23 protein-coding genes and 1 tRNA gene are annotated in these 21890 nt (G+C 55.7%); 19 read left to right on the top strand and 5 right to left on the bottom strand.

The features are described from left to right. The first annotated feature begins 27 nt into the window (after nucleotides 1–27). Nucleotides 28–831, top strand: coding sequence for an RICIN domain-containing protein (locus tag DXB44_RS11500; protein WP_118658816.1), 804 nt, complete (start codon nucleotides 28–30; stop codon nucleotides 829–831). 70 nt (nucleotides 832–901) lie between these two features. Here the strand turns inward: DXB44_RS11500 and DXB44_RS11495 are convergent, their stop codons facing one another. Together DXB44_RS11495 and DXB44_RS11490 are read right to left on the bottom strand one after the other, a co-directional pair. Next, the gene (locus DXB44_RS11495) at nucleotides 902–1789 is read right to left on the bottom strand and encodes a hypothetical protein (protein ID WP_118658815.1); all 888 of its coding nucleotides are present in this window, start codon (nucleotides 1787–1789) and stop codon (nucleotides 902–904) included. Between the two features lie 119 nt (nucleotides 1790–1908). After that, nucleotides 1909–2000, bottom strand: a tRNA-Ser gene (locus tag DXB44_RS11490). Between the two features lie 262 nt (nucleotides 2001–2262). Here DXB44_RS11490 and DXB44_RS11485 point away from each other — a divergent pair. Further along, a complete protein-coding gene (locus tag DXB44_RS11485; RefSeq protein ID WP_118658814.1) occupies nucleotides 2263–3282 on the top strand; it encodes an alpha-hydroxy-acid oxidizing protein in 1020 nt (339 codons plus the stop codon). A 56-nt stretch (nucleotides 3283–3338) separates the two neighbouring features. Here the strand turns inward: DXB44_RS11485 and DXB44_RS11480 are convergent, their stop codons facing one another. Next, nucleotides 3339–4289 carry an RluA family pseudouridine synthase gene (locus DXB44_RS11480; RefSeq protein WP_118658813.1) on the bottom strand — a complete coding sequence of 317 codons (951 nt, stop codon included), beginning with the start codon at nucleotides 4287–4289 and terminating at the stop codon, nucleotides 3339–3341. Nucleotides 4290–4393: 104 nt separating this feature from the next. On the opposite strand from DXB44_RS11480, the gene DXB44_RS11475 reads away from it, so the two are divergent. The 7 genes from DXB44_RS11475 to DXB44_RS11440 all read left to right on the top strand — a co-directional run bounded on the left by DXB44_RS11475 (nucleotide 4394) and on the right by DXB44_RS11440 (nucleotide 13017). After that, on the top strand, nucleotides 4394–5110 hold the full coding sequence (locus DXB44_RS11475; RefSeq protein ID WP_055186526.1) for a hypothetical protein: 717 nt from the start codon (nucleotides 4394–4396) through the stop codon (nucleotides 5108–5110). Between the two features lie 426 nt (nucleotides 5111–5536). Continuing rightward, nucleotides 5537–8197, top strand: a complete 2661-nt coding sequence (gene alaS / locus DXB44_RS11465; RefSeq protein WP_118658812.1) for an alanine--tRNA ligase — start codon at nucleotides 5537–5539, stop codon at nucleotides 8195–8197. Between the two features lie 82 nt (nucleotides 8198–8279). Beyond that, nucleotides 8280–8612 (top strand): histidine triad nucleotide-binding protein, encoded by a 333-nt coding sequence (locus tag DXB44_RS11460; RefSeq protein ID WP_055186528.1) that lies wholly within the window; start codon nucleotides 8280–8282, stop codon nucleotides 8610–8612. A 27-nt stretch (nucleotides 8613–8639) separates the two neighbouring features. Beyond that, nucleotides 8640–9179: a phosphoribosyltransferase family protein gene (locus DXB44_RS11455; protein ID WP_118658811.1), complete on the top strand. Its 540-nt coding sequence runs from the start codon at nucleotides 8640–8642 to the stop codon at nucleotides 9177–9179. Between the two features lie 90 nt (nucleotides 9180–9269). Beyond that, complete coding sequence (locus DXB44_RS11450; protein ID WP_243111135.1) at nucleotides 9270–11309, top strand: ComEC/Rec2 family competence protein; 2040 nt, start codon at nucleotides 9270–9272, stop codon at nucleotides 11307–11309. 68 nt (nucleotides 11310–11377) lie between these two features. Next, nucleotides 11378–12406 (top strand): DNA polymerase III subunit delta, encoded by a 1029-nt coding sequence (gene holA, locus DXB44_RS11445; RefSeq protein WP_118658809.1) that lies wholly within the window; start codon nucleotides 11378–11380, stop codon nucleotides 12404–12406. Then, nucleotides 12403–13017 carry a DUF4093 domain-containing protein gene (locus DXB44_RS11440; RefSeq protein ID WP_118658808.1) on the top strand — a complete coding sequence of 205 codons (615 nt, stop codon included), beginning with the start codon at nucleotides 12403–12405 and terminating at the stop codon, nucleotides 13015–13017. Before holA ends, DXB44_RS11440 begins: the two co-directional genes overlap by 4 nt. A 5-nt stretch (nucleotides 13018–13022) precedes the next feature. Here the strand turns inward: DXB44_RS11440 and DXB44_RS11435 are convergent, their stop codons facing one another. Continuing rightward, nucleotides 13023–13706 (bottom strand): sigma-70 family RNA polymerase sigma factor, encoded by a 684-nt coding sequence (locus DXB44_RS11435; RefSeq protein ID WP_243111133.1) that lies wholly within the window; start codon nucleotides 13704–13706, stop codon nucleotides 13023–13025. 156 nt (nucleotides 13707–13862) lie between these two features. On the opposite strand from DXB44_RS11435, the gene DXB44_RS11430 reads away from it, so the two are divergent. From DXB44_RS11430 to DXB44_RS11380, 10 genes are all read left to right on the top strand, one after another. After that, complete coding sequence (locus tag DXB44_RS11430) at nucleotides 13863–14231, top strand: nuclear transport factor 2 family protein (RefSeq protein ID WP_118658806.1); 369 nt, start codon at nucleotides 13863–13865, stop codon at nucleotides 14229–14231. 178 nt (nucleotides 14232–14409) lie between these two features. Next, nucleotides 14410–15339, top strand: a complete 930-nt coding sequence (locus DXB44_RS11425; protein WP_118658805.1) for a ParB/RepB/Spo0J family partition protein — start codon at nucleotides 14410–14412, stop codon at nucleotides 15337–15339. A 65-nt stretch (nucleotides 15340–15404) separates the two neighbouring features. Next, nucleotides 15405–15875, top strand: a complete 471-nt coding sequence (locus DXB44_RS11420) for a hypothetical protein (protein ID WP_118658804.1) — start codon at nucleotides 15405–15407, stop codon at nucleotides 15873–15875. A 134-nt stretch (nucleotides 15876–16009) separates the two neighbouring features. Continuing rightward, nucleotides 16010–16450, top strand: a complete 441-nt coding sequence (locus DXB44_RS11410) for a DUF3846 domain-containing protein (protein WP_118658802.1) — start codon at nucleotides 16010–16012, stop codon at nucleotides 16448–16450. 30 nt (nucleotides 16451–16480) lie between these two features. After that, the gene (locus DXB44_RS11405; RefSeq protein WP_118658801.1) at nucleotides 16481–16939 is read left to right on the top strand and encodes a PcfB family protein; all 459 of its coding nucleotides are present in this window, start codon (nucleotides 16481–16483) and stop codon (nucleotides 16937–16939) included. Further along, nucleotides 16936–18714, top strand: a complete 1779-nt coding sequence (locus DXB44_RS11400; protein WP_118658800.1) for a VirD4-like conjugal transfer protein, CD1115 family — start codon at nucleotides 16936–16938, stop codon at nucleotides 18712–18714. The genes DXB44_RS11405 and DXB44_RS11400 overlap by 4 nt, the downstream gene beginning before the upstream one ends. Before the next feature lie 139 nt (nucleotides 18715–18853). Next, nucleotides 18854–19012 (top strand): Maff2 family mobile element protein, encoded by a 159-nt coding sequence (locus DXB44_RS11395; protein WP_118658799.1) that lies wholly within the window; start codon nucleotides 18854–18856, stop codon nucleotides 19010–19012. A 154-nt stretch (nucleotides 19013–19166) separates the two neighbouring features. Beyond that, nucleotides 19167–19439: a helix-turn-helix domain-containing protein gene (locus tag DXB44_RS11390; RefSeq protein ID WP_002593556.1), complete on the top strand. Its 273-nt coding sequence runs from the start codon at nucleotides 19167–19169 to the stop codon at nucleotides 19437–19439. Continuing rightward, entirely contained in the window at nucleotides 19399–19788 is a 390-nt protein-coding gene (locus DXB44_RS11385; RefSeq protein ID WP_009296082.1) for a TnpV protein, read from the top strand. Before DXB44_RS11390 ends, DXB44_RS11385 begins: the two co-directional genes overlap by 41 nt. 16 nt (nucleotides 19789–19804) lie before the next feature. After that, on the top strand, nucleotides 19805–20767 hold the full coding sequence (locus DXB44_RS11380) for a DUF3658 domain-containing protein (RefSeq protein WP_014078537.1): 963 nt from the start codon (nucleotides 19805–19807) through the stop codon (nucleotides 20765–20767). A 61-nt stretch (nucleotides 20768–20828) separates the two neighbouring features. Here DXB44_RS11380 and DXB44_RS11375 read toward each other — a convergent pair whose 3' ends face one another. After that, the gene (locus tag DXB44_RS11375) at nucleotides 20829–21635 is read right to left on the bottom strand and encodes a helix-turn-helix domain-containing protein (RefSeq protein WP_006873172.1); all 807 of its coding nucleotides are present in this window, start codon (nucleotides 21633–21635) and stop codon (nucleotides 20829–20831) included. Nucleotides 21636–21890: the final 255 nt, after the last annotated feature.

Here is a 21890-nt window from a genome sequence, read left to right as displayed (position 1 = left end):
CATTTTATGATTGGGAGGGATTTATACATGAAATCCGTAGCACAAACCGTGATCGAGGCCGACCGCTTTTATACCATTGCCGCTCACACTGGCAATGTCATTCAGGCAGTGGAGGGCAGCAAGGACGGTGGCACTGTCCGTCTGGGCAAGTACGACCACAAGCCTGAGCAGGAGTGGAGTTTTGTCCGCGAGGGCGATGGTGTGTACCGCATCCGCAACCGCGCCTCCGGCAAGTTACTGGATCTGACCATGACCGGCACTGCCAACGGCACTTGGCTGCACCTGTGGGAGGACGTGGGCGGCACGTCCCAGATGTGGAAGGTGGAACACACACCGGAGGGCAAGGTGCGTCTGCGCTCCTCCTGGGCAGGCGGCAAGTGCGTGGACACCGTGGGCATTGGTGCCGAGGTGGGCGCTGTGCTGCAGATCTGGCAGGAAGTACCCGGCGGTGGCGACCAGCTGTGGGTCATCTCTGAGGTAAAGGATCGCGTAAAGCGTGCTGCTAAGGTCGAGGAAGCACCCGCTGCTGAGACTACGGCAGCACCGGCCAAGGAAGCCGCTCCCGCCAAGAAGCCCGCAGCCCGCAAGCCCAGCACCACCAAGAAGGTGGAGGAGAAGCCCGCTGCAAAGAAGGCTGCTAAGGCAAAGGCTGAGCCTGCTGCTCCCGCAGTAGAGGTGAAGGCAGCTCCCGCCGTGGCAACCAAGGTCGAGCCTGTTACTAAGGCTGAATCGGCTGCCAAGGCAGCGACCGCTACGGAAGCCAAGACTGCCCCTGCCGTAGCAAAGCCCAAGGCAAAGCGTGCACCCTGTAAAAAGACCGTAAAGAAGTAAGAAATCATAAAACGCAAAAAAATCGGACAGACCGCAGTCTGTCCGATTTTTTTGCGTTTATAGAAGCTTTTTATGCAACAGGGGCGGCAGCATCGCTCTGGGCGGTGCTCTGCACGAACTGCACAATGCTCTCGATGGTCTTGCGCAGCTGCACAAGGCTTTCCACGTCAGAGTCCTGCATCCGGGAGGTGGGCGCGGTCACCTCGGTTTGGGCGGCAGTCACGGTGCCGGAAAGCTCCGCATGGATATGGTGGGCGGGCACATCCAGCAGGATGTGCACCTTGGGGGACTGGGTCTTGAGCAGACCCTGCTTTTCGATGCCCAGAATCAGCTGCGGCGCATCCTCACCGGCGGCGAGGTTCGGCAGCTGAAGGTAAAGGTAGCCTTCCTTGGCGTTGGCGGGCTGCACGGTTTTGAGCTGCTTGAGATCCAGCTGAAAGTCGTTTACCTGCTGCAAGCTGGTGGCAGTGGGGTCTACCCCCAGCAGGGTAGCCAGCTGGTCTTGGGAGATGTAGCTGCCCAGCGACCAGCCCGGCAGCAGCAGGCTTGCCAGCGGATACTCGGCTACAACCGTGCTGCGCAGCTTGTTGTACAGCTGTCCGGCGTCGTACAGGGTCTCTTCCTCGCTGATGTACATCCGGGTCAGAGGGGCATCGTTGACGGTGCTGGTGCCCGTTGGGTACAGCGCCAGCTGCACCGCCCGGGGGGTGTACTGGCCGGTCAGACTGCCGGTGGTGCCGCCGAACTTGTCCAGCAGGGCGTAAAGAGCAGGGGGGTCGGCCTCGGTGGAGGTGATGGTGTAGTCCAGCGCAAAGCTGGCACCGCTTTGGAATGCCTTGATCTTGCGGCTGACGAAGCTGTACAGCACTGCCGCAACCACCACGCACACCAAAACCAGACACAGCAGAACGATCAGCGCCGCACGCAGGCCGGTGCGCTTTTTGTGGGAAGATGCCATGGGAAACCTCTCCTTCCGGTAAACGTATTTGCTTCAGCATAACGGAACTGCACGCAAATGTCAAGCGCCGCAAACTGCGGACAAAACAAAAAACCTGAAACATTTCTGTTTCAGGTTTCTGGCGGAAAGATGGGGATTCGAACCCCAGAACGCTTTTGACACGTTACACGATTTCCAGTCGTGCGCCTTAGACCAACTCAGCCATCTTTCCACATCTTTTGTTCTGCCTTTGGGCGGGTGCCCTTGGCGCTCCACTATAATACCTGAAAGCAGGCTTTTTGTCAAGGATTTTTTTGAAAAAAATCAGACTTTTTTAAAAAAGACGAAAAAACGCGAAAAAACGTTCTGCTGCATGGATGGAAAGCACAAAAGGCCCTTGACGCACCTTTAAAATAGGTCTATATTGAGGGCAAAGAGCACTGCGGTGGGTCGTTTTGTGCCGCAGCGGCGGGAAATATAAGGAGGATACTTTTATGACTTATCCTGAAGTACTTGCCAATGCCCGTACCTGCATTGGTCAATACTGCAAGGCCTGCCCGGTGTGCAACGGCGTGGCCTGTAAAAACCAGATCCCCGGCCCGGGTGCCAAGGGCGTGGGCGATACCGCTATCCGCAATTATAATAAGTGGGCGGACATCCGGGTGAACATGGATACTCTGTGCCCCGGCGGTGCACCGGACACCACGCTGGAGCTGTTCGGCAAAAGCTTCCGCTATCCCTTCTTTGCAGGCCCTGTGGGCGCAGTGAACCTGCACTACTCCGATACCTACACCGACATGACCTATAACGATGTGCTAGTGCGCGCCTGTGCCGAAAATGGCATTGCGGCCTTTACCGGCGACGGCACCAACCCCACCGTGATGGAGATGGCTACCCGCGCCATCGGCGCTGCGGGCGGCTGCGGTGTGCCCACCATTAAGCCGTGGAACATCGACACCATCCGCGAGAAAATGGCGCAGGCCAAGGCCAGCGGCTGCTTTGCCGTGGCCATGGATGTGGACGCAGCGGGTCTGCCTTTCCTGAAGAATATGACCCCGCCCGCCGGCAGCAAGAGCGTGGAGGAGCTGGCCGAGATCGTGCAGTTGGCCGAGCGCCCCTTCATCGTCAAGGGCGTGATGACCGTTAAGGGCGCACTGAAGGCAAAGCAGGCCGGAGCTGCTGCCATTGTGGTGTCCAACCACGGCGGCCGCGTGTTGGATCAGTGCCCCGCCACTGCCGAGGTGCTGCCGGAGATCGCCGCAGCCCTCAAGGGCACCGGCGTGAAGGTGCTGGTGGACGGCGGCATCCGCACCGGTGTGGATGTGTTCAAGGCGCTGGCGCTGGGAGCAGACGGCGTTTTGATCTGCCGCCCCTTCGTGACTGCTGTCTACGGCGGCGGCGCAGAGGGCGTGAAGTGCTACATCGATAAGCTTGCCGGGGAACTGACCGACACCATGCAAATGTGCGGTGCCCATACGCTGGCGGAGATCACCCCGGATATGGTGCGGGTCTGAGCGTTCTATTGTAAGTAACAAAAAAGGAGATGCCCGGCAGGACATCTCCTTTTTTGTTACTTCAAGGTGCCGTCCAGCACCTGCTGGTAATACCACGGCTTCGGGGCGTGGAAGGTCTTGCCGCTGAGGAAGGCAAAGTCCGGCTGGGTGAAGCGGGGCATGGTCAGCTCCCATGCGCACAGCGCCTGATACTTCAGCTTCAGCTCGCGGTTGGCACTGTTGTTGCCGTACTTGCTGTCGCCAAGGATGGGGCAGCCGATGCTGGCCATGTGGGCGCGGATCTGGTGGGTGCGGCCGGTGATGAGCTGCACCTTCAGCAGGGCCAGACGGCCGGAGACGGCGATGGTCTCGTACCGGGTCTCTACCTCCTTGGCACCGGGCTGCTTGTCCTCCACGATCTTCACGATGCCGCGGTCGGCGTCCTTCAGCAGGTAGCCACCCAAGGTGGCATCCGGCGGCATGGGACGGCCAAAGGTGACGCAGAGGTAGGTCTTTTGCACCTCGCGGTTCTTGATGGCAGAAAGTAACAGCTCCTCAGCCTCCGGGGTCTTGGCAATGATCACAAGGCCGCTGGTGCCGGTGTCCAGCCGGTGGCACAAGGCGGGGGTGTACAGGTCGTTCTCCTTGTACTCGCCCTGTTTGTTCAGGTACAGCAGCGCACGGTTCAGCAGGGTGTCGTCCTCCGGGCCATCCACCGCAACACCGGCGGGCTTGTTCACAATCAAAATCTGCGGGCAGTCGTACACCACCTGTGCCGGGGTGCGGGCGTTCTTCCATGCGGGGCCTTCCACCCGGCGGTCGGCGTCCAGCACATCGTCCAGAATGAACAGCTTGATCTCATCGCCTGCCATCACGCGGGTGGAAAGCGGCTGCTTTTTGCCGTTCAGCTTGATCTTGTTCTCCCGCAGCGCCTTGTTCAGGCGGCCGGGGGTCAGGGCGGGGTACTGCTGGGTCAGATAATTGTCCAGCCGGGTAGGGGCAAGACACTTTACTTTTAAAATTTTCACGGGAAATTCCTCTCTATCTTAAAATCAGTTGCAATAGAATGGGTTCTTGATTCGTTTTTATTGTAGCGGAATAAATCTACCGCGTCAAGAAAGAAGGTATTTTTATGAACCTGAAATATAAGATTCTGGCTGTTCTGGCTGCGGGCATCGCATTGACGGCCTGCGGCAGCTCCGGCACCCCCGCCAGCACCCCCGCATCCAGTGCAGTGCCGGCCTCGTCCCATGTGGCAGAGGAAGGGGTCACGGAGCCCATCAACATGCTGACGTGGACGCTGGATGACCTTGATGACACGCAGACCACCACATTTGTTTCTGCCTCCATTACCTCCGGCGTACAGGACGGCAAATTGACTGCAAAGGTGTTTGGTTACGACATTTATAAGAAAGAGGATATTGAAAACCTTGCCGTTGGCGACAAGATCACCTTCCACGAAGAGGGTGCAGCATGGAATCAGGTCGTGAACGATGCGGTGACGAGCATCGAAAAAAATGACGAATACCATCTTGTAAGCATCAACGGCGGCATGGAGCAGCCCGGCGGGCTGGACTTGAAGCTGGAGGATGATGACACCTACCGGACGATGACCTTTGACGATTACCCGCTCTATTATGAGATGGGAGAAAAGACGATGCCGCTGGCAGAGGATGTAGTGCTGAAGGACAGTTCTGCCGACCCGCAGGCCGAAGCCGTGGAGACTACGGGCGCGGATGCAGTGGCAGCAGCGATCAATGCAGACCCCGATAACTGGACCACCTATAATACCACGCTGGTGGTGCAGGGCGGCAAGGTGCTGGAGGTGCGCCGCATCTGGGTGCCGTAAATTTTGCTCAAAACCGTTGACAAACGTTTTGCGTATGCTATAATTTAGCTGTACGCAAAGGGGCATTGTGCCTGCTTTGCGGAATGTAAAATTATGACAGATGGCAATGATGGGGTCAGGAATGCACACACCACCGTCCAGAGAGAGCGCCCACGGCTGTAAGGTGCTCCGGTCGGGATCATTTCGCGCCACCCCGGAGCTTCCGGCGAATGTAAACCGGACGCTGCGCAGCGTTAATGCGCCGAAAGCGGCAGGGGACAAGTGATCCTTTGCAATTTGGGTGGTACCACGGAGTTTGATGTACAAGCAGCCTTCGTCCCTTTTGGGATGAGGGCTGTTTTTTGTTTTTTCTCCGTGCCGCCCCTCTGCCATAACAGCATAAAAACGGCGCCTGAGCGCCAAAAACGATTGAGGAGAGAAAGATCTATGCAATGGACCGGTTTGAATGAACTGCGCGAAAAGTACCTGAGCTTCTTTGAAAGCAAGGGTCATCTGCGTCTGGACAGCTTCCCCCTGGTACCCAAGAACGACCCCAGCCTGCTGCTGATCAACAGCGGCATGGCCCCCATGAAGAAGTGGTTTCTGGCACAGGAGGAGCCGCCCCGTCATCGCGTGACCACCTGCCAGAAGTGCATCCGCACCCCGGATATCGAGCGCGTGGGCATCACTGCCCGCCACGGCACCTTCTTTGAGATGCTGGGCAACTTCTCCTTCCAGGATTACTTCAAGGACGAGGTCATTCCCTGGGCTTGGGAGTTCCTGACCAGCGACGAGTGGATGGCTATCCCCAAGGACCGTCTGCACATCTCTGTGTACGAGGAGGACGACGAGGCCTACGATATCTGGACCAAGAAGGTTGGCATTGCCCCGGACCACATGGTGCGTCTGGGCAAGGAGGACAACTTCTGGGAGCACGGCTCCGGCCCGTGCGGCCCCTGCTCCGAGATCTACTTTGACCGCGGCCCCGAGTACGGCTGCGGCAAGCCGACCTGCGGCGTGGGCTGCGACTGCGACCGCTATATGGAGATCTGGAACCTCGTGTTCAGCCAGTTTGACGCCGACGGCAAGGGCCACTACGAGCGTCTGGCACGCCCCAACATTGATACCGGCATGGGCTTGGAGCGTCTGGCCTGCGTGATGCAGAACGTGGGCAACCTGTTCGAGGTGGATACCGTGCAGAGCGTGCTGCATCATGTGGAGCACATTGCAGGCAAGACCTACAAGCAGGACCCCAAGAACGACATCTCCATCCGTGTCATCACCGACCATATCCGCAGCTGCACCTTTATGGTGTCTGACGGCATTCTGCCCTCCAACGAGGGCCGCGGCTATGTGCTGCGCCGTCTGCTGCGCCGCGCTGCCCGCCACGGCCGGATGCTGGGCATCGACCACCCCTTCCTCGTGGATCTGGTGGAGACCGTCATCCAGTCCAGCGAGTCCGCTTACCCCGAGCTGCGTGAGCATGACGCCTATATCAAGAAGGTCATCGGCACCGAGGAAGCAAACTTTGCCCGCACCATCGATGCCGGCATGAACATCCTGAACAACATGATCGACCGTCTGGAGAAGGCACACCAGAAGCTGCTGAGCGGCATGGACGCCTTCAAGCTGAACGATACCTTCGGCTTCCCGCTGGATCTGACCAAGGAGATCGCCGCCGAGCAGGGTCTGGAGATCGACGAGGACGGCTTCCACGCAGAGATGAAGAAGCAGAAGGAGCGCGCCCGCGCTGAGCGTCTGAAGAAGAACATCTCCGGCTGGAGCGAGGATCTGTTCGGCGCACTGGAAGCCGAGCCCACCGTCTTTACCGGCTACGACACCCTGACCGACAAGGGCACCGTTGTGGCGCTGAGCGATGAAGAGACCCTGACCGATGCCATTGCCACCGACGAGGAGGCAAAGGACGGCGTGCTGGTAGTGCTGGATAAGACCCCCTTCTACGCAGAGATGGGCGGTCAGGCTGCCGACCACGGCGTGCTGAACGGTGCCGAGTGCAGCCTGCGCGTGCTGGACGTGAAAAAGACCCCCAAGGGCTACTACGTCCACACCTGCGTGCTGGAAAGCGGCATTGTGAAGGTGGGCGATGTGCTGACCGCACAGGTGGACAAGGGCTACCGCATGGCCATTGCCCGCAACCACACCGCTACCCACCTGCTGCAGGCTGCCCTGCGTGAGGTTCTGGGCGACCATGTGCATCAGGCAGGTTCCTATCAGGATGCCTCCATCACCCACTTCGACTTTACCCACTTCAGCGCCGTGACCCCCGAGGAACTGGCACGGGTGCAGAAGATCGTCAATGATAAGATCTTTGACTCCATGAACGTCACCGTGCAGGAGATGCCGGTGGAGGAAGCCAAGAAGCTGGGCGCAATGGCTCTGTTTGGCGAAAAGTACGGCAAGGTGGTCCGCGTGGTGGATATCGAGGGCTGGTCTACCGAGTTCTGCGGCGGCACCCATGTCAAGAACACCGCCCAGATCGGCGGCTTCAAGATCGTCAGCGAGTCCTCTGTGGCTGCCGGCATCCGCCGTATCGAAGCCGTCACCGGTCGCAACCTGCTGATCCGTGCAAACCTGCAGGAGGCTATGCTGCATGATGTGGCCAACACCCTCAAGGCCAACAACGTGGCTGCTCTGCCCGCCCGCGCCGAGGCTGTGATGGCTGAGAACAAGGCCATGAGCCGCGAGCTGGAGGAGATGAAGGCCAAGATCGCCGCCTCCAAGGTGGACAGCCTGTTCGACAATGCCGAGGAAGCAGACGGCGTGAAGATCGCTTCTGCATACTTTACCGGTACCACCGGCGACACCCTGCGCGGCATGTGCGACAGCATCCGCGACAAGGCCGTGAACCCCGTGGTGGCTGTTCTGGTGGGCAAGGCCGAGGATAAGATCACCATGGCTGTTACCGTGAATAAGCTGGCACAGGAAAAGGGCCTCAAGGCCGGTGTGCTGGTCAAGGAACTGTCCGCTATTGCCGGCGGCAAGGGCGGCGGCAAGCCGGACTTTGCAATGGCCGGTCTGAAGGACGAGACCAAGATCGATGAGGCACTGGCTGCTGTGAGCGCTATTGTCAAGAAGGCTCTGGGCTAAAAAGGATCTATGTCCCGTGCCCCGGTGCCGGATGCGCGCCGGGGCGGCGGGCTTTTGTAGAAGCAGGAAGGAGTGTTCCCCCATGGAAGATTGTCTGTTTTGCATGATCGCAGAGGGCAAGATCCCCTCTAAAAAGCTGTACGAGGATGACCAGGTGGTGGCATTCTACGACATCAACCCGCAGGCAAAGGTGCATTTCCTTGTGGTTCCCCGCAAGCACATCTCCTCTGCCGCTGTGCTGACCGAGGAGGATGGTGCTCTGCTGGGCCACATCTTCGCCGTCATCGCAAAGCTGGCCAAGGAGCAGGGATTGGAAAACGGCTACCGCATCATCTCCAACGTGGGCGAGGACGCAGGCCAGACCGTGAAGCATCTGCATTTCCATGTTCTGGGCGGCGAAAAACTGCCTGTCTGATTCCAATACGAAAGGGAGATTTTGATTATGGCTGAAACTTATACCCTGCACGTTGCAGGCCTGACCCGTGAGCTGACCATCTGCAAGGTGAACGACCACATGGACATTGCCGCATTCATCATGCTGGGCGATGCCGAGCTGACCGTGGCCACTGCTGCGGAGCTGCTGAAAAAGTGCCCGGATTTTGATATCCTGCTCACCGCCGAGGCTAAGGGCATCCCGCTGGCACACGAGATGAGCCGCCAGAGCGGCAAGCCCTATATCTGCGCCCGCAAGGGTGTCAAGCTGTATATGCCGGACCCCGTGGTGGTGGAGGACCAGTCCATTACCACTGCCGGCAAGCAGAAGCTGGTCATCGACCGCAAGGAGCTGGAAAAGATGAACGGCAAGCGTGTGCTGGTGGTAGACGATGTCATCTCCACCGGCGGCTCTCTGAAGGCACTGGACGCGCTGGCAGAAAAGACCCAGTGCACCATCGTGGGTCAGGCCGCTGTTCTGGCCGAGGGCGACGCTTCTGAGCGCAAGGATATCATCTTCCTTGAGCCGCTGCCCCTGTTCTTCCACTAAGCTGGGATGCGCCGCCCGCTCTGCGCGTTCTGCGCCGGAATGATGGGCCTTAGTTTCCTGTGGACTTTTTTGCCGCAAACGGAGCTTTTTATGCCGTTTGCGGCATTTTTTGTTGCCTTTTTGCTGCTGCTTTGCATCCCGCGCCGCAGCCGTAAACTGGCGGTCTGCCTGCTGCTGGGCGCGCTGGTCGGGCTTTGTGCGGTGTACACTACAAACGCCCGGCTGGAGCGTACCCGGGCAAACTACGCCGGGCGCACCGTGCTGCTGACCGCCGAGGTGGAGCGCGCGGACAGCACCTATTTTTCGGACACAGTGGACGCGACCCTGTGGGTGGAAAGCGTGAACAACAGCCCGGCGGGCTTCCGCATCACCTGTGCAGAACTGCCCGCCTGTGCGGCAGGGCAGCGGGTGCAGGGCTGGTTCACGCTGCAACAACCGGACATGGAAGAACGGACGGCACAGTACGCGGACGGCATCGCCTTGCAGGCAGAGCCCTTGGCCGAAAAGCCGCAGCTCACCGTGCTGGGCGAGAGCGGAAGCTTCCGCGCCCGCACCCACCGCTTGCAGCAAAAACTGAGCGAGAACCTGCGCCGGGCGATGCACCGGGACACCGGCGGCGTGCTGGCTGCCATGACGGTGGGCGACCGCAGCGGGCTTTCGGCGCAGCTGCGCAGTGCCTACCGGGGCGCAGGGCTTTCCCATGTGCTGGTGGTCAGCGGCATGCACGTTTCCATCCTGTGCGGGGACATTTTTACTGCCCTGCACCCCCGCGGCTGGGAGCAGAGTTACCGCAGCCGCAGACGGCGCACAGTCTGGAAAAGCCTGCTGGCGCTGGTGCTGATGGGCGTGACCGGCTTTACGCCCTCGGTGCGCCGCGCCGCCGTGGCGGTGTGGGTCAGCGCCTTGGGCGTGTGGGTGTGGGGACCTCCGGACGCCCTCACCTCGCTGGCGGCGGCAGGCATTCTGATGACCGCCGTCAACAGCTATGCGGTGTGGGATATCGGCTTTGAACTCTCCTTTGCGGCAGTGGTGGGCACGGTGGCGGGTTCTGCCTGCATCCGCCGGATGCAGGACGCCCGGGACAGGCGCTTCTGGGTCAAAGCAGGGGAAAATCTGCAAAAGCCGGTCAGACGCCCGTGGTTCATCAGGTTGCCGGAACGGCTTCAGGGGCTTGCAGAGAGTGCCTGTATTGCCGCCTGTGCCTCGGCGGCTACCTTCCCGGTGCTGGTGCTGCGGGGCCTGAGTGTCAGCGCGTGGGCGGTGGTCTCCAGCATCGCGGTGCTGTGGATGGTGCAGCCGCTGCTTTTGCTGGGACTGGCAGTGGCTTTTGCGGGGCTGGTGCCATGGCTGGCACCGGTGCATGGGGTACTCTCCCGGGCGGCAGACCTGCTCACCGGGCTATTGAACGGCTGGGCGGTCTGGCTCAGCACAAAGCCCGGGGCAGCCATCTACTTTGATACTGCCTACGCAGCGCTGGTCTGTCTGCTGCTGTGCGGGCTTGGGGTGCTGGCTTTCCGTTGGCGGGTGCGTCTGCGGGTGGCAGTGCCGGGCATTCTGCTGGCAGCAGCGGTGGGCATCGGGCTGGGCAACGCCCTCAGCCGGGACGTGGTGCACATCGACCTTGTGGGCAGCGCACAGGCACCTGCGGTAGTGGTTGCCCAGAACGACCGGGCAGTGGTGCTGTTCCGGGGCGGCAGCGCCGCCCAGCGTGCGGTGGAAAACCAGCTGGCACGGCGGGGCGTGCGTACCGTAGAACTGGTGGCAGACCTGCGCATGAATGCAAAAAACGCCTGCACCCTGCCCGCGCAGCAGGGTATACGGGCAGAGCGTCTGCCGGTCAATGCCAGCCGTAAGCTGCGCTGCACCCCGGCGGCGGTGGAACTGCTGCGCACCCGGGAAGGATGTCTTGTGCGGCTGAGCATCGGCAACCGGCAGTTTGTGACCTTGAGCGGAAAGGCAGAGCTGGCGCAGCCGCTGCAAACGGAGTGGCTGGTGGCCTCGGCCAAAAAGCCGGAGGTGGTGCAGTACCAAAAGCTGCTGGCGCTGCGCAGCTACAGCTGGATGCCGCCGGAAACGCAGTACACTGCCTCCCTCAGTCTGCGCCGCACCGGCGGCGAAAGGCTGGGGTAGCGCTTTGCAATCCGGGCCGAGTGTGGTACAATACAAAGAGCAATTTATAACAGGAAAGGGGCATTTGCATGGCCACGGAAGCAAAACTCCGGCAGCTGGCCGACAAGGGCTGCCCGGTCTACTATTTTTATTCCAGCGAGCGGTATCTGGTGCGGCAGGCAGTGGCGGCGGCGGTGCGGGTGCTGTCGGCAGACAGCGACGAGGACGCTACCATCCTGGACGGTGCCGCCCCGGAGCTGGAACAGCTTATCATGGCAGCGGGCACCATCTCCTTTTTTGGCACCCGGCGCGTGGTGGTGCTGCCGGAAATAGACCCCGCTGCCTACGGCAGCAAGGATTTGGACGAGCTGTGCAGCACCCTTTCCAGCTTGGAAAACGCCGTGGCAGTGCTGGGCAGTGTGTTCCCGCTGGAGCGCAGCAAGCTCAAGCTGGGCAAGCAGGCGCAAAAGCTGCAAGCCCAGTGCAAAGCCATCGGCTACACGGAGGAGCTGGCAAAGCCCCGCCCCTTTGAACTGAAAAATCTGATGATGGAGCGCGCAAAGGCGCAGGGCGCAACCTTGCCGGACGGCGCAGCCACCGCATTGCTGGAGCGCTGCGGCGAGGACCCGTTTCTGCTGGAAAACGAGGTGGACAAGCTCTGTGCCCTGTCCGGCTACCAGACCGTGAGCGCCTCCATGGTGGCAGAGATGGGCACAGTGAGCCTTGAAGCGGATGTGTTCGAGATGATCCGTATGATCACAGCCAAAAACGCCACCGGAGCCTGCAAAAAGTTACAGACTCTGCTGCGGCTGCAGCAGGAACCCATCGCCATTACAGCGGCGATGATTGGCAGCTATGTGGACCTGTACCGGGTCAAGCTTGGGGCGGCAAAACGGAAAAATTACAGTGCAGTGCACAAGGATTTTGGCTATAAGGGCAGCGACTACCGGCTGAAGCGCTCGGCAGAGACTGCCACCCACTACACCCTGCCCCAGCTGGAGGCCTGCTTGCAGGTGCTGCTGGAGCTGGACCAGAGCCTGAAAAGCCAGCCTGTGGCGGCGCAGACACTGCTGGAAACAGCACTGTGCCGTCTGGCGCTGGCGGGGAACGGAAGATGATGCAAAGCGAGATGATCCATACCGACCGGGTGCTGATCGTGGAGGGCAAATACGATGCCGTCCGTCTGGCGCACCTGACCGATGCCATGATCCTGCTGACGGATGGTTTTGGCATTTATAAAGACAAACAGCGCCAGCAACTGTTCCGGGCGCTGGCGCAGAAAAACGGTCTGATCTTACTTACAGATTCGGACGCGGCAGGTTTCCGCATCCGCAACTACATCACCAACATGGTGGGTGCGCAGAACGTGGTGCAGGCTTATGTGCCCGCCATCCATGGCAAGGAAAAGCGCAAGGCGCAGCCCGGCAAGGAGGGTCTGCTGGGGGTAGAGGGCGTGGACGACGCCCTTGTGCGGCAGGCGCTGCTGGACGCCTTGGGCGCAGAAGCCGGAGCCGCGCCGGTGCGTCCGGTGGGGCGGCAGATCACCTATACCGACCTGTACGAGTGGGGGCTTTCCGGTAAGCCCGGCAGCGCCGAGCGCAAGGCTAGACTCTTGAATGCGCTGGGGCTGCCGCCGCGCCTTTCCAAAAAGGAACTGGTGGAAGCTTTCAACCGCCTGTACACTTTTGAACAACTGGACGAATTGCAGTTGAAAATTTTGCAGGAGTGAAAAAACTAACTGTTTTTGCCCCACGCCTGCCGCAGCAGTTCCAGCGCGTGGGTCTCCAGCCGGGAAACATAGCTGCGGCTGATGCCCAGCAGCCCGGCGGTCTCCAGCTGGGTCAGGGGCGGCTGCCCGGCCAGCCCGTACCGCAACAGTAAGATCTGCCTCTCCCGGGCAGGCAGAGTGTCCAGCAGCTGCCGAAGCCGTCGGACATCCTCCTGCCGCTCACAGCTGTCCTCCATGCAAAAGCCGTCCTGTATCACGTCTGCTAAGGTCAGCGCCGAGTCCCCGTCTGCCTCCAAAGCTTCCTGTAAGGAGACGGTCTGCCCGCTCTTGCGCTCCCGCCGGAACTGCATGCGGATCTCGTTTTCAATGCAGCGGCTTGCATAAGTGGAAAACCGCGCCTTGCGTGTGGCATCAAAGGTATCTACCGCTTTCATCAGCCCGATGGTGCCGATGGAAACAAGGTCCTCTTGGTCGCCCGGCAGGGCGCAATATTTTTTTACGATGTGCGCCACCAGCCGCAGATTGTGCCGGATCAGCTTTTCCCGGGCGGCGGCATCCCCGGCGCGCAGGGCGCTGAAGGCGGCAGCTTCTTCACGGGCTGTGAGCGGACGCGGAAAGCAGCCGCTTTCCAGATGGAGCGCCAGAAACAGAAATTTTGTGGCGAAAAATTGCAGTAAGGTCAGCAGCACACGATATCCCTCCCGGTACATAGTTGTTAGATTGTATGAGCTGGGGCGCGGATAGTTGCCGGAGAAGCCTTTTGTGCGCAGCAGCTTTTCTGCGAGGGAAAAGCGTGGTATATTGAGGGGGATAACTCGGAATTTGCGGAGGAACATCTGACCAATATGAATATATATGATTTTTGGAAAGTAGTGCTCGATCAAAATGAGAACGAAATCAGAAAGTATTTTCAGAACGATGCCTATATAAACTGGCATTGCACCAATGAGCGATTTAATGTTGATGAATTTATTATTGCTAATTGTGAATATCCTGGTGATTGGGAGGGTAGCGTTGAAAGAGTCGAAATGCTGAATGACCTAATCGTTACGGTTGTAAATGTATATCCCAAAGGCAGAAACTCTTCCTTTCATGTCACGTCTTTCATAAAAACCAAAGAGGATAAAATTGTTTCAATGGATGAGTATTGGGCAGACGACGGGAAGGCCCCACAGTGGAGATTAGACAAACATATCGGAAAAGCAATTAGATAAATTCCCATTTATCGAGTGACGAAAACAATACATCCTTCTGCGGACAACCCCAAAACGGTTGTCCGCTTTTTTATACGCTGAAATCTGAAAAAAGACAAAATGCCAAGCAAAACTGAAAAATATCTCATCCTTGCCCGTTACTTTTGGTATCAATCTTTGACGAGGGAGGTGCTGGCCGATGCCGAAAAGCAACGCAAACTTGGCGCTGAAAGGTCTCGATGAGATGTTTTCCACCGAAGAAGCCCGGCAGGAACAAAAACGGGAGCAAGTGCAGCAGATTCCCATCGAGGAGCTGTTTCCTTTCAAGGAGCATCCGTTCAAGGTGCTGGACGATGAGGCTATGCAGTGCACGGTGGAAAGCGTGGCACAGTACGGCGTACTGGCCCCGCTGATTGCCCGTCCTCGCCCGGACGGTGACGGCTATGATATCATCTCCGGGCATTGCCGCCAGTATGCGGCGAAACTTGCCGGGCTGGAAACGCTGCCGGTCATTGTGCGGCAGATGTCGGACGATGCTGCTGTGATATTGATGGTGGACAGCAATCTTCAGCGTGAATACATCCTGCCCAGCGAGAGGGCTTTTGCCTACAAAATGAAGCTGAAAGCACTAAAAAATCAAGGTGCTAGGTCGGATTTGACTTCCCGACAAGTTGTCGGGAAGTTGGAGGCGGCTGATTTGGTCGGAAAAGGAAACGAGGAAAGTGGCAAACAAGTCCAGCGCTTCATCCGCCTGACAAATCTTATTCCCGAATTGCTCGACCTTGTAGATGAAAAGAAAGTCTCCTTCAATCCCGCTGTGGAACTGTCCTATCTGGACGAGGCTCAACAGCGGGATTTTTTGCAGGCCATGGACGAGACCCAAAACGTGCCGTCCCTGTCGCAGGCGCAGCGAATGAAAAAGCTGGCGCAGGAAGGAAAGCTCACCTATGAGGCCGCCTTTGCCATTATGGGGGAAGCCAAAAAGGATGAACTGGACAAGGTGGTCATCAAAAACGATACCTTGAAAAAGTATTTTCCCCGCAGCTACACGCCCCGGCAGATGGAAGATGTCATCATCAAGCTGCTGGAACAGTGGCAGCGCAGACAACAGCGTCAGAACGAACGCTGACAAAATCGGAACCGGAAGACCCATGAGGTCTTTTCTTTTTTGCAAAATTTTGGAGGACAACGACTATGAATACCACGATTGATTTCAAGACCGCAAAGACCATTGAGAACATGAGCCGCAAAATCGACGGCATGGAGCGTGCCGTTTCCGGCTTCTTCAACAAGATGAGCGACATTGCGGAGCGCAAGTACGGTGACCCGCAGGTTTATCTGGCGGCAGTCGGCCCGGCGAGGGACCTGAGCGCCATTCTGCTGGAGGAAGCGCCCGGCATTCTGCCCTGCTTTGACGAGACGGATGACACCTTCGGCATTTCCAAGGAGCTGCCCGTGGCGGGCTGCTACAACCCCAAGCAGGTGCTGGAGCTGTCGGGCAAGCGCTACCTGACCGGCCCGGTCGTCTTCGTCCGCTTCAACATGGAAGGCGAGTATGTCTCCCTGACGATGGGCGACCTGCACTGCATTCAGGAGTATCTGGAACAGCACAGCGCGGCGCTTATGGCCGACGGAAAGAACCTGAACTGCATCTGTCTGGACTGAGGAGGCCGCAATGATGAGCTTTTTTGTGGGCTTTGCTTTCTTTGAACTGGGCGTTTTCTGCGGCTTTTTTGCCGCTTCCCTGATGCAGGCGGCACGAACCGGAGAAATTGTGATTACGGTAAAGGAGGATACGGATGGAACAGGAAAAGAATACCCTTTCGGTGCTGCAAATCGCACCGGGGCAGCATCCGAAGCCGATTGAGATTGACAATGACCTGAAAGCGCTGCAGCAGGCGGTCGGCGGCTCGATTGGTGCAAGCTATCCCTTTGAAGACCCGGTGGCCATCGTTTACAACGATGACGGCAAGCTCATGGGGCTGCCGCTGAACCGCACTCTGCGGGATGAAAGCGGTGAGGCCTATGATGTGGTTGCCGGAACGTTTCTGGCGGTGGGTCTGGGCGAGGAGGATTTTGCATCCCTCTCCCCGGAGCTGACGCAGAAATACGAGGAGCTCTTTCATCAGCCGGAAACTTTTATGCGCCTGGGCCGTCAAATGCTGGTGCTGCCTGTTCCGGACGAAAATGTGCGGACGGAAACGGCAAAAGCAAAGCCCCCGGCGGCGCACGAACGATGAGGAGATATTCCTGCAGAGGGGGTGGTATAAATGCAGGAGGAAGTTGAACACAAGACAGTCAACTTTGCCATTTCAACCACAAAGCTGACGGCCCGGACTTTCCTGAAAGGTGCGCAGTTTCTGCTGCGGCAGTACGACAAGAATGCTTCGCAGGGAAAACAGAGCATGAAGCGCCTGATTCGGCAGAACCGGGGTGTGACCAATGTGGAAATCGAGAAAACCGGCATCAAAGGCTTTGCGAAATATGCCAAGCGCTACCACATTGACTATGCGGTTCAAAAGGATATTTCCTGCACGCCGCCCCGCTATATGGTCTATTTCAAGGCACAGGACACGGATGCGTTGAGCGCGGCATTCAAAAAATATTCGGCTTCGGTTTTGAACAAAACCAAGCGACCTTCCGTGCTGGCAAAACTGCAGGAACTGGTGCAGGCGGTGGCGGCGATTCCAGATAAAGTCCGCAACAAAGATCAGAAGCTTGGCCTATGAAAAAGAATTTTTCCAAGCTGCTGGCTCTGTATCTGCCCTACCTTCTGCTGGGACTTGCGGCAACGAATTTCGGTGAGGCATGGCGGCTGGCTGAAGGCAAAGAGATGGGAGATAAGATTCTGTCTCTGATGAGCACGATTCCGGCCGCCTTTGCAAATCCGCTGCCGAGCCTTCATCCGCTGGACATTCTGGTGGGCATCTGCTGCGGTGCCGGGCTTCGGCTTGCAGTTTACCTGAAAAGCAAGAATGCAAAGAAATACCGGCATGGCATGGAGTATGGTTCAGCCCGGTGGGGCAATGCCAAGGACATTGAGCCGTTTCAGGCTCCGAAGTTCGAGGACAACATCATTCTGACGAAAACTGAACGTCTGATGATGAGCAACCGTCCGCCCGACCCCAAGAATGCGAGGAACAAAAATGTTCTGGTAGTGGGAGGTTCCGGCAGTGGTAAGACGAGATTTTTTATTAAGCCGAACCTGCTGCAATGTGATTCTAAGGCCTTTCCGGTTTCATTCGTGGTTACGGACCCGAAAGGAAGTCTCATTTACGAGTGCGGACATGCCCTTGCAAAGAAAGGGTACCTCATTAAGACGATGAACACCATCAATTTCCACAAGTCGATGCATTATAATCCCTTCGCTTATATCCACGAAGAAAAGGACATTTTGAAACTGGTTACAACCCTGATGGCCAATACAAAAGGGGAGGGGACCGGAGGCGACCCGTTCTGGGAAAAAAGCGAAAAATTGCTCTATACTGCGTTGATTGCGTATCTGCATTACGAGGCACCGGCGGAAGAACAAAACTTTGCAACGCTGCTGCAGCTGCTCAATGCCATGGAAGTCCGAGAGGACGATGAAGAGTATCAGAATCCCGTGGATTTGCTGTTTGAAGAGTTCAGTAAGCGGAAACCGAACTCCTTTGCCGTGCGGCAATACCGTCTTTTCCAGTTAGCTGCCGGCAAAACGATGAAATCGATCCTTATTTCCTGCGGTGCACGCCTTGCGCCCTTTGATATTCAGGAAATTCGGGATGCCACGATGTACGATGAACTGGAGCTGGACAAGCTTGGCGACCGGAAAACGGCGCTGTTTTTGATCATGAGCGATACGGACAGCACCTTCAATTTTCTGATTTCGATGATCTACACCCAACTGTTCAACCTGCTCTGCGACAAGGCTGATGACCAATATGGCGGTAAACTGCCGGTTCATGTGCGCTGTCTGATTGACGAGTGTGCCAACATCGGGCAGATTCCGCAGTTGGAAAAGCTGGTGGCTACCATCCGCAGCCGTGAGATTTCAGCCTGCCTTGTCTTGCAGACCCGCAGTCAGCTGAAAGCTATCTACAAAGATAATGCGGATACGATTGTGGGCAACATGGACTCGCAAATTTTTCTGGGCGGCAGCGAGCCGACTACCCTGAAAGAACTTTCCGAAGCGCTTGGCAAAGAGACCATCGACAGCTTCAACACATCGGATACCCGCGGTAACTCACCGTCTTATGGCACATCGTTTCAGAAGCTTGGCCATGAACTTATGAGCCGCGATGAGCTTGCTGTGCTGGATGGCGGAAAGTGCATCCTGCAGCTGCGCGGTGTGCGCCCCTTTTTGAGTGAAAAGTACGATTTAACCCAGCATCCAAACTATAAACTGACCGCCGACTACGACCCCAAAAATACGTTTGATATTGAAAAATATCTTCACCCGAAAATAAAAATCCACCCCAACGATGCGTTTGTTGTGGTGGATGCTGATTCTCTCCCGCCTGTCTGATTGGACAGACGGTTTTATTTTTATCAGGCCGGAGAGGTACACCGGTAAGCCAGCTCCCGCCGCAGTTTGCGGTTCCAGTACGCGGCTTCAGATGTGTACGGATGGTCTGCAAGGTTTTAATTATAAAGGAGAAACGACTATGGAATTCTTTAACTCTGCTGTGGAAGTTCTGCAGACTCTGGTGGTGGCTCTGGGTGCCGGTCTCGGTGTTTGGGGCGCAGTAAATCTGCTGGAAGGTTATGGCTCGGATAACCCCGGTGCCAAGAGCCAGGGCATGAAGCAGTTCATGGCTAATTAAAGGGAACAAAAAAGAAAGGAAAACCAATCCAGACGGTATCAGCGGCAGGATACAAGAATAAATTGTGATTTCACAAGATTGGTGCTATAATAAGAGAAAAGTTCCTGCCGGGGCAGCCGCCCCGGTGGTATGGATAGAAAGGCAGGAAAACAATATGCACATCAGCTATAAACCACTCTGGCACACACTGTTAGAGCGTGATATGAGGAAAGAGGATTTAAGGCTTGCTGCTGGTATGACAACAAATATGATTGCCAACATGAGCAAAGAGGGAAAGCACATCAGCATGGATACATTAGCCCGTATCTGCGAAACGCTGAATTGTGAGATTACCGATGTGATTGAGTTAGTACCAGACGAGCCTGCTTCCACAGGAGGTAAGGAACATGAGAGAATTGAAACCAAGAATAACGGAAAACGGAATTGATTATATCCTTGTCGGAGATTACTACATCCCGGACTTGAAACTGCCGGAGGAACACCGCCCTATCGGAAAGTACGGACGGATGCACCGGGAATATTTAAGGGAAGTCCACCCAGCCAGATTGAATACATTGATACTGACCGGAGAATTGTGGACATATCTTGCAGACCTGAACGAACAGGCACAGGAACGGTTAGACACTATCATGGAGCAGATGAAAGCCACCGAGGGCGTGACAGAGGAATTGAAGCGAACTCAACAAATGGAATGGGTGCAGCGTTGTAATAACATTCACAACCGGGCAGAAGAAATTGTTTTGCATGATATAATTTATTCATACGGGAGTAATTAAATCGGAGGTATATAAGATGATTGAAATTGTATTTGGTGAAAGTGCCTGTGGAAGTTTGAAAATTGCCCAAACTTACGGTAAGGGAAAGTATAGAGGAAGTGCAGTTTCGGTCTTTATGAGGCACGAAGATGGGAGTGTTCCATCTTCAGATGAAATGAAAGAAGCACAAATTCAAGCACAGGAACAAGAACATATTGCTTGGGAGAATGCTATTCCATTGGGAGGCAAGAGCAGTGATGTTTATTGTTTTGATATGGCTCTTAGTGTGGGAGATATTTCTGATAATGGAATTGGCGAACAGCGGAAAAATGTTCTCAAGAAAATGCTGTCTGTCTGGTTTGTAGAGGATTTAGACTATCAGGTTGAAGAAAAAATACAGAAAATTAAAACTACATTGTCTTCGGTTATTGAACGATATGTAGCTGGGGAAGAAGTTCGTATTTGGTATAGCTATAATCCGGATGAACTTTGCGGTATGTACTGGCTTATGAAACAACTTCGACCATTAAACTGTCAGACAACAATTTATTTGGTTAAGTTACCTGCCTGGGAATATGGAAAAGAAAATACTATGACATCCAAAATAGCATGGGGTGAGGTTTCTCCTGGCGAATGGGGAAAATATATAACTCTACAAGAAAAAGCTAAGCCTGTATTTCTTTCAGCTTGTGCTATGAAATGGAATCAACTTCAAAATGAAAATGCACCTTTGCGTGCAATGCTAAATGGTAAATTGCAAAGTGTTTCAGAAGATATATATGATAGTTTTATTCTTCGTGAAATTGCGGAACAGCCAGAGCAATTCAAAATGGCTATTGTTATAGGTAATGTTTTAGGAAAATATCAACTTGGAATTAGTGATGTATGGATTTCTAATCGCATTGATAAAATGCTTGAAGATGGTGTGTTGGAAATTATACAGGACGCACCAAAGGGAGAAACAAATTATCGCCGGATATTAAGAAAACGAATGAAATAATAACCACAGCAAGAACCGCTGCTACATGGAAGGCACCCCAACCATGCAACAGCGGTTTTTTTTACCGTTTTTTCCTCTGGCTGATAGGCGTTCCCATTTTCTTTGATTTTTTGAGAATCCGAATCAGCCAGCGAAATTCTTCGTCTGACAGATTTTTATAGTTGATACCGAGCTGCTTGCAGTAAAGGACAACCAGCTTTTCATCCCGGCTGCCCTTGAAATTTTCGACTGCTTCGAGATTTTCTTTCAATTCATCGGCAACGGTGGTCTGGGGCGCACTCTCACTGTCCTTTTTGTGGGCTTCCCGAATATCCCGGATAATCAGGTTGAGGTCATCCAGAACCATGTGACTGAAATACTCATCATCACTGATATGGGCGGCTTGCAGCACTTTCAAATGCGGGTCATCTTCGCCTGGGCGATACCGTTCAATGATTTCATGCCGGACGGTATCGACAAGTGCATTGAGGTTTTGAATCTGCATGGTAGCAATCCCGTCCACATAAATCTCAATGTCTGCAAGAAACTTGATAAAATCTTTATGTGTAGCAAGCTCACAGAGCAGACGGTTGTTAATCCGACCGCTTTTCAGCAGTGCCACCATCTCATCATTCAAATGCAACTCCGTCAATGGTGTGTTGATCTGCTCCCTGTTCTCTATCCGGCACAGTAGATAATCAACAGAGACCCCATAGAAGTCTGCCAGCGTGATAAGGTTGCCATGATTGATTTCCTTAAAATCCTCTTTTTCATAACTTCCAAGAGCTGATTTGGAAATGCCTGTCAGCTTTGATAGTTCTTCCAGATTTAAGCCTTTGTCCTTGCGGAGTTCCCAAAGGCGTTCCTGTATGCTTGTTGCTCCTTTCATGGGCGCACGCTCCTTTCCAATGGTTTCATTGCTGCCGCTTATCTGGATTATATCACACTTTCCGCAATCGTGGAAATTTCTGATTTTTACCCCTAATTCCTACTTTGTGGACATACGGCACAGGGCACAAAAATGTTCTATGATACAGGTAGTTCATCGATGGATTATTCCAATCGAATGACCAGCCTGTGTGGGATATGCTTCCCCGGCGATGTAGCGCCATGACTTTTGGCAGGGATGTGGAGGAACCCTGAC

Source organism: Faecalibacterium sp. OM04-11BH (genome assembly GCF_003482185.1).
Lineage (GTDB): Bacteria > Bacillota > Clostridia > Oscillospirales > Ruminococcaceae > Faecalibacterium > Faecalibacterium tardum.
This window is presented reverse-complemented; position numbering and strand designations above follow the sequence as displayed.

What these genes read in the sequence shown, in the direction of transcription:
- DXB44_RS11500 (WP_118658816.1), top strand. Translation starts at nt 28, where the DNA reads ATGAAATCCGTAGCACAAACCGTGATCGAGGCCGACCGCTTTTATACC.
- DXB44_RS11495 (WP_118658815.1), bottom strand. Translation starts at nt 1,789, where the DNA reads ATGGCATCTTCCCACAAAAAGCGCACCGGCCTGCGTGCGGCGCTGATC.
- DXB44_RS11485 (WP_118658814.1), top strand. Translation starts at nt 2,263, where the DNA reads ATGACTTATCCTGAAGTACTTGCCAATGCCCGTACCTGCATTGGTCAA.
- DXB44_RS11475 (WP_055186526.1), top strand. Translation starts at nt 4,394, where the DNA reads ATGAACCTGAAATATAAGATTCTGGCTGTTCTGGCTGCGGGCATCGCA.
- alaS (WP_118658812.1), top strand. Translation starts at nt 5,537, where the DNA reads ATGCAATGGACCGGTTTGAATGAACTGCGCGAAAAGTACCTGAGCTTC.
- DXB44_RS11460 (WP_055186528.1), top strand. Translation starts at nt 8,280, where the DNA reads ATGGAAGATTGTCTGTTTTGCATGATCGCAGAGGGCAAGATCCCCTCT.
- DXB44_RS11455 (WP_118658811.1), top strand. Translation starts at nt 8,640, where the DNA reads ATGGCTGAAACTTATACCCTGCACGTTGCAGGCCTGACCCGTGAGCTG.
- DXB44_RS11450 (WP_243111135.1), top strand. Translation starts at nt 9,270, where the DNA reads ATGCCGTTTGCGGCATTTTTTGTTGCCTTTTTGCTGCTGCTTTGCATC.
- holA (WP_118658809.1), top strand. Translation starts at nt 11,378, where the DNA reads ATGGCCACGGAAGCAAAACTCCGGCAGCTGGCCGACAAGGGCTGCCCG.
- DXB44_RS11440 (WP_118658808.1), top strand. Translation starts at nt 12,403, where the DNA reads ATGATGCAAAGCGAGATGATCCATACCGACCGGGTGCTGATCGTGGAG.
- DXB44_RS11430 (WP_118658806.1), top strand. Translation starts at nt 13,863, where the DNA reads ATGAATATATATGATTTTTGGAAAGTAGTGCTCGATCAAAATGAGAAC.
- DXB44_RS11425 (WP_118658805.1), top strand. Translation starts at nt 14,410, where the DNA reads ATGCCGAAAAGCAACGCAAACTTGGCGCTGAAAGGTCTCGATGAGATG.
- DXB44_RS11420 (WP_118658804.1), top strand. Translation starts at nt 15,405, where the DNA reads ATGAATACCACGATTGATTTCAAGACCGCAAAGACCATTGAGAACATG.
- DXB44_RS11410 (WP_118658802.1), top strand. Translation starts at nt 16,010, where the DNA reads ATGGAACAGGAAAAGAATACCCTTTCGGTGCTGCAAATCGCACCGGGG.
- DXB44_RS11405 (WP_118658801.1), top strand. Translation starts at nt 16,481, where the DNA reads ATGCAGGAGGAAGTTGAACACAAGACAGTCAACTTTGCCATTTCAACC.
- DXB44_RS11400 (WP_118658800.1), top strand. Translation starts at nt 16,936, where the DNA reads ATGAAAAAGAATTTTTCCAAGCTGCTGGCTCTGTATCTGCCCTACCTT.
- DXB44_RS11395 (WP_118658799.1), top strand. Translation starts at nt 18,854, where the DNA reads ATGGAATTCTTTAACTCTGCTGTGGAAGTTCTGCAGACTCTGGTGGTG.
- DXB44_RS11390 (WP_002593556.1), top strand. Translation starts at nt 19,167, where the DNA reads ATGCACATCAGCTATAAACCACTCTGGCACACACTGTTAGAGCGTGAT.
- DXB44_RS11385 (WP_009296082.1), top strand. Translation starts at nt 19,399, where the DNA reads ATGAGAGAATTGAAACCAAGAATAACGGAAAACGGAATTGATTATATC.
- DXB44_RS11380 (WP_014078537.1), top strand. Translation starts at nt 19,805, where the DNA reads ATGATTGAAATTGTATTTGGTGAAAGTGCCTGTGGAAGTTTGAAAATT.
- DXB44_RS11375 (WP_006873172.1), bottom strand. Translation starts at nt 21,635, where the DNA reads ATGAAAGGAGCAACAAGCATACAGGAACGCCTTTGGGAACTCCGCAAG.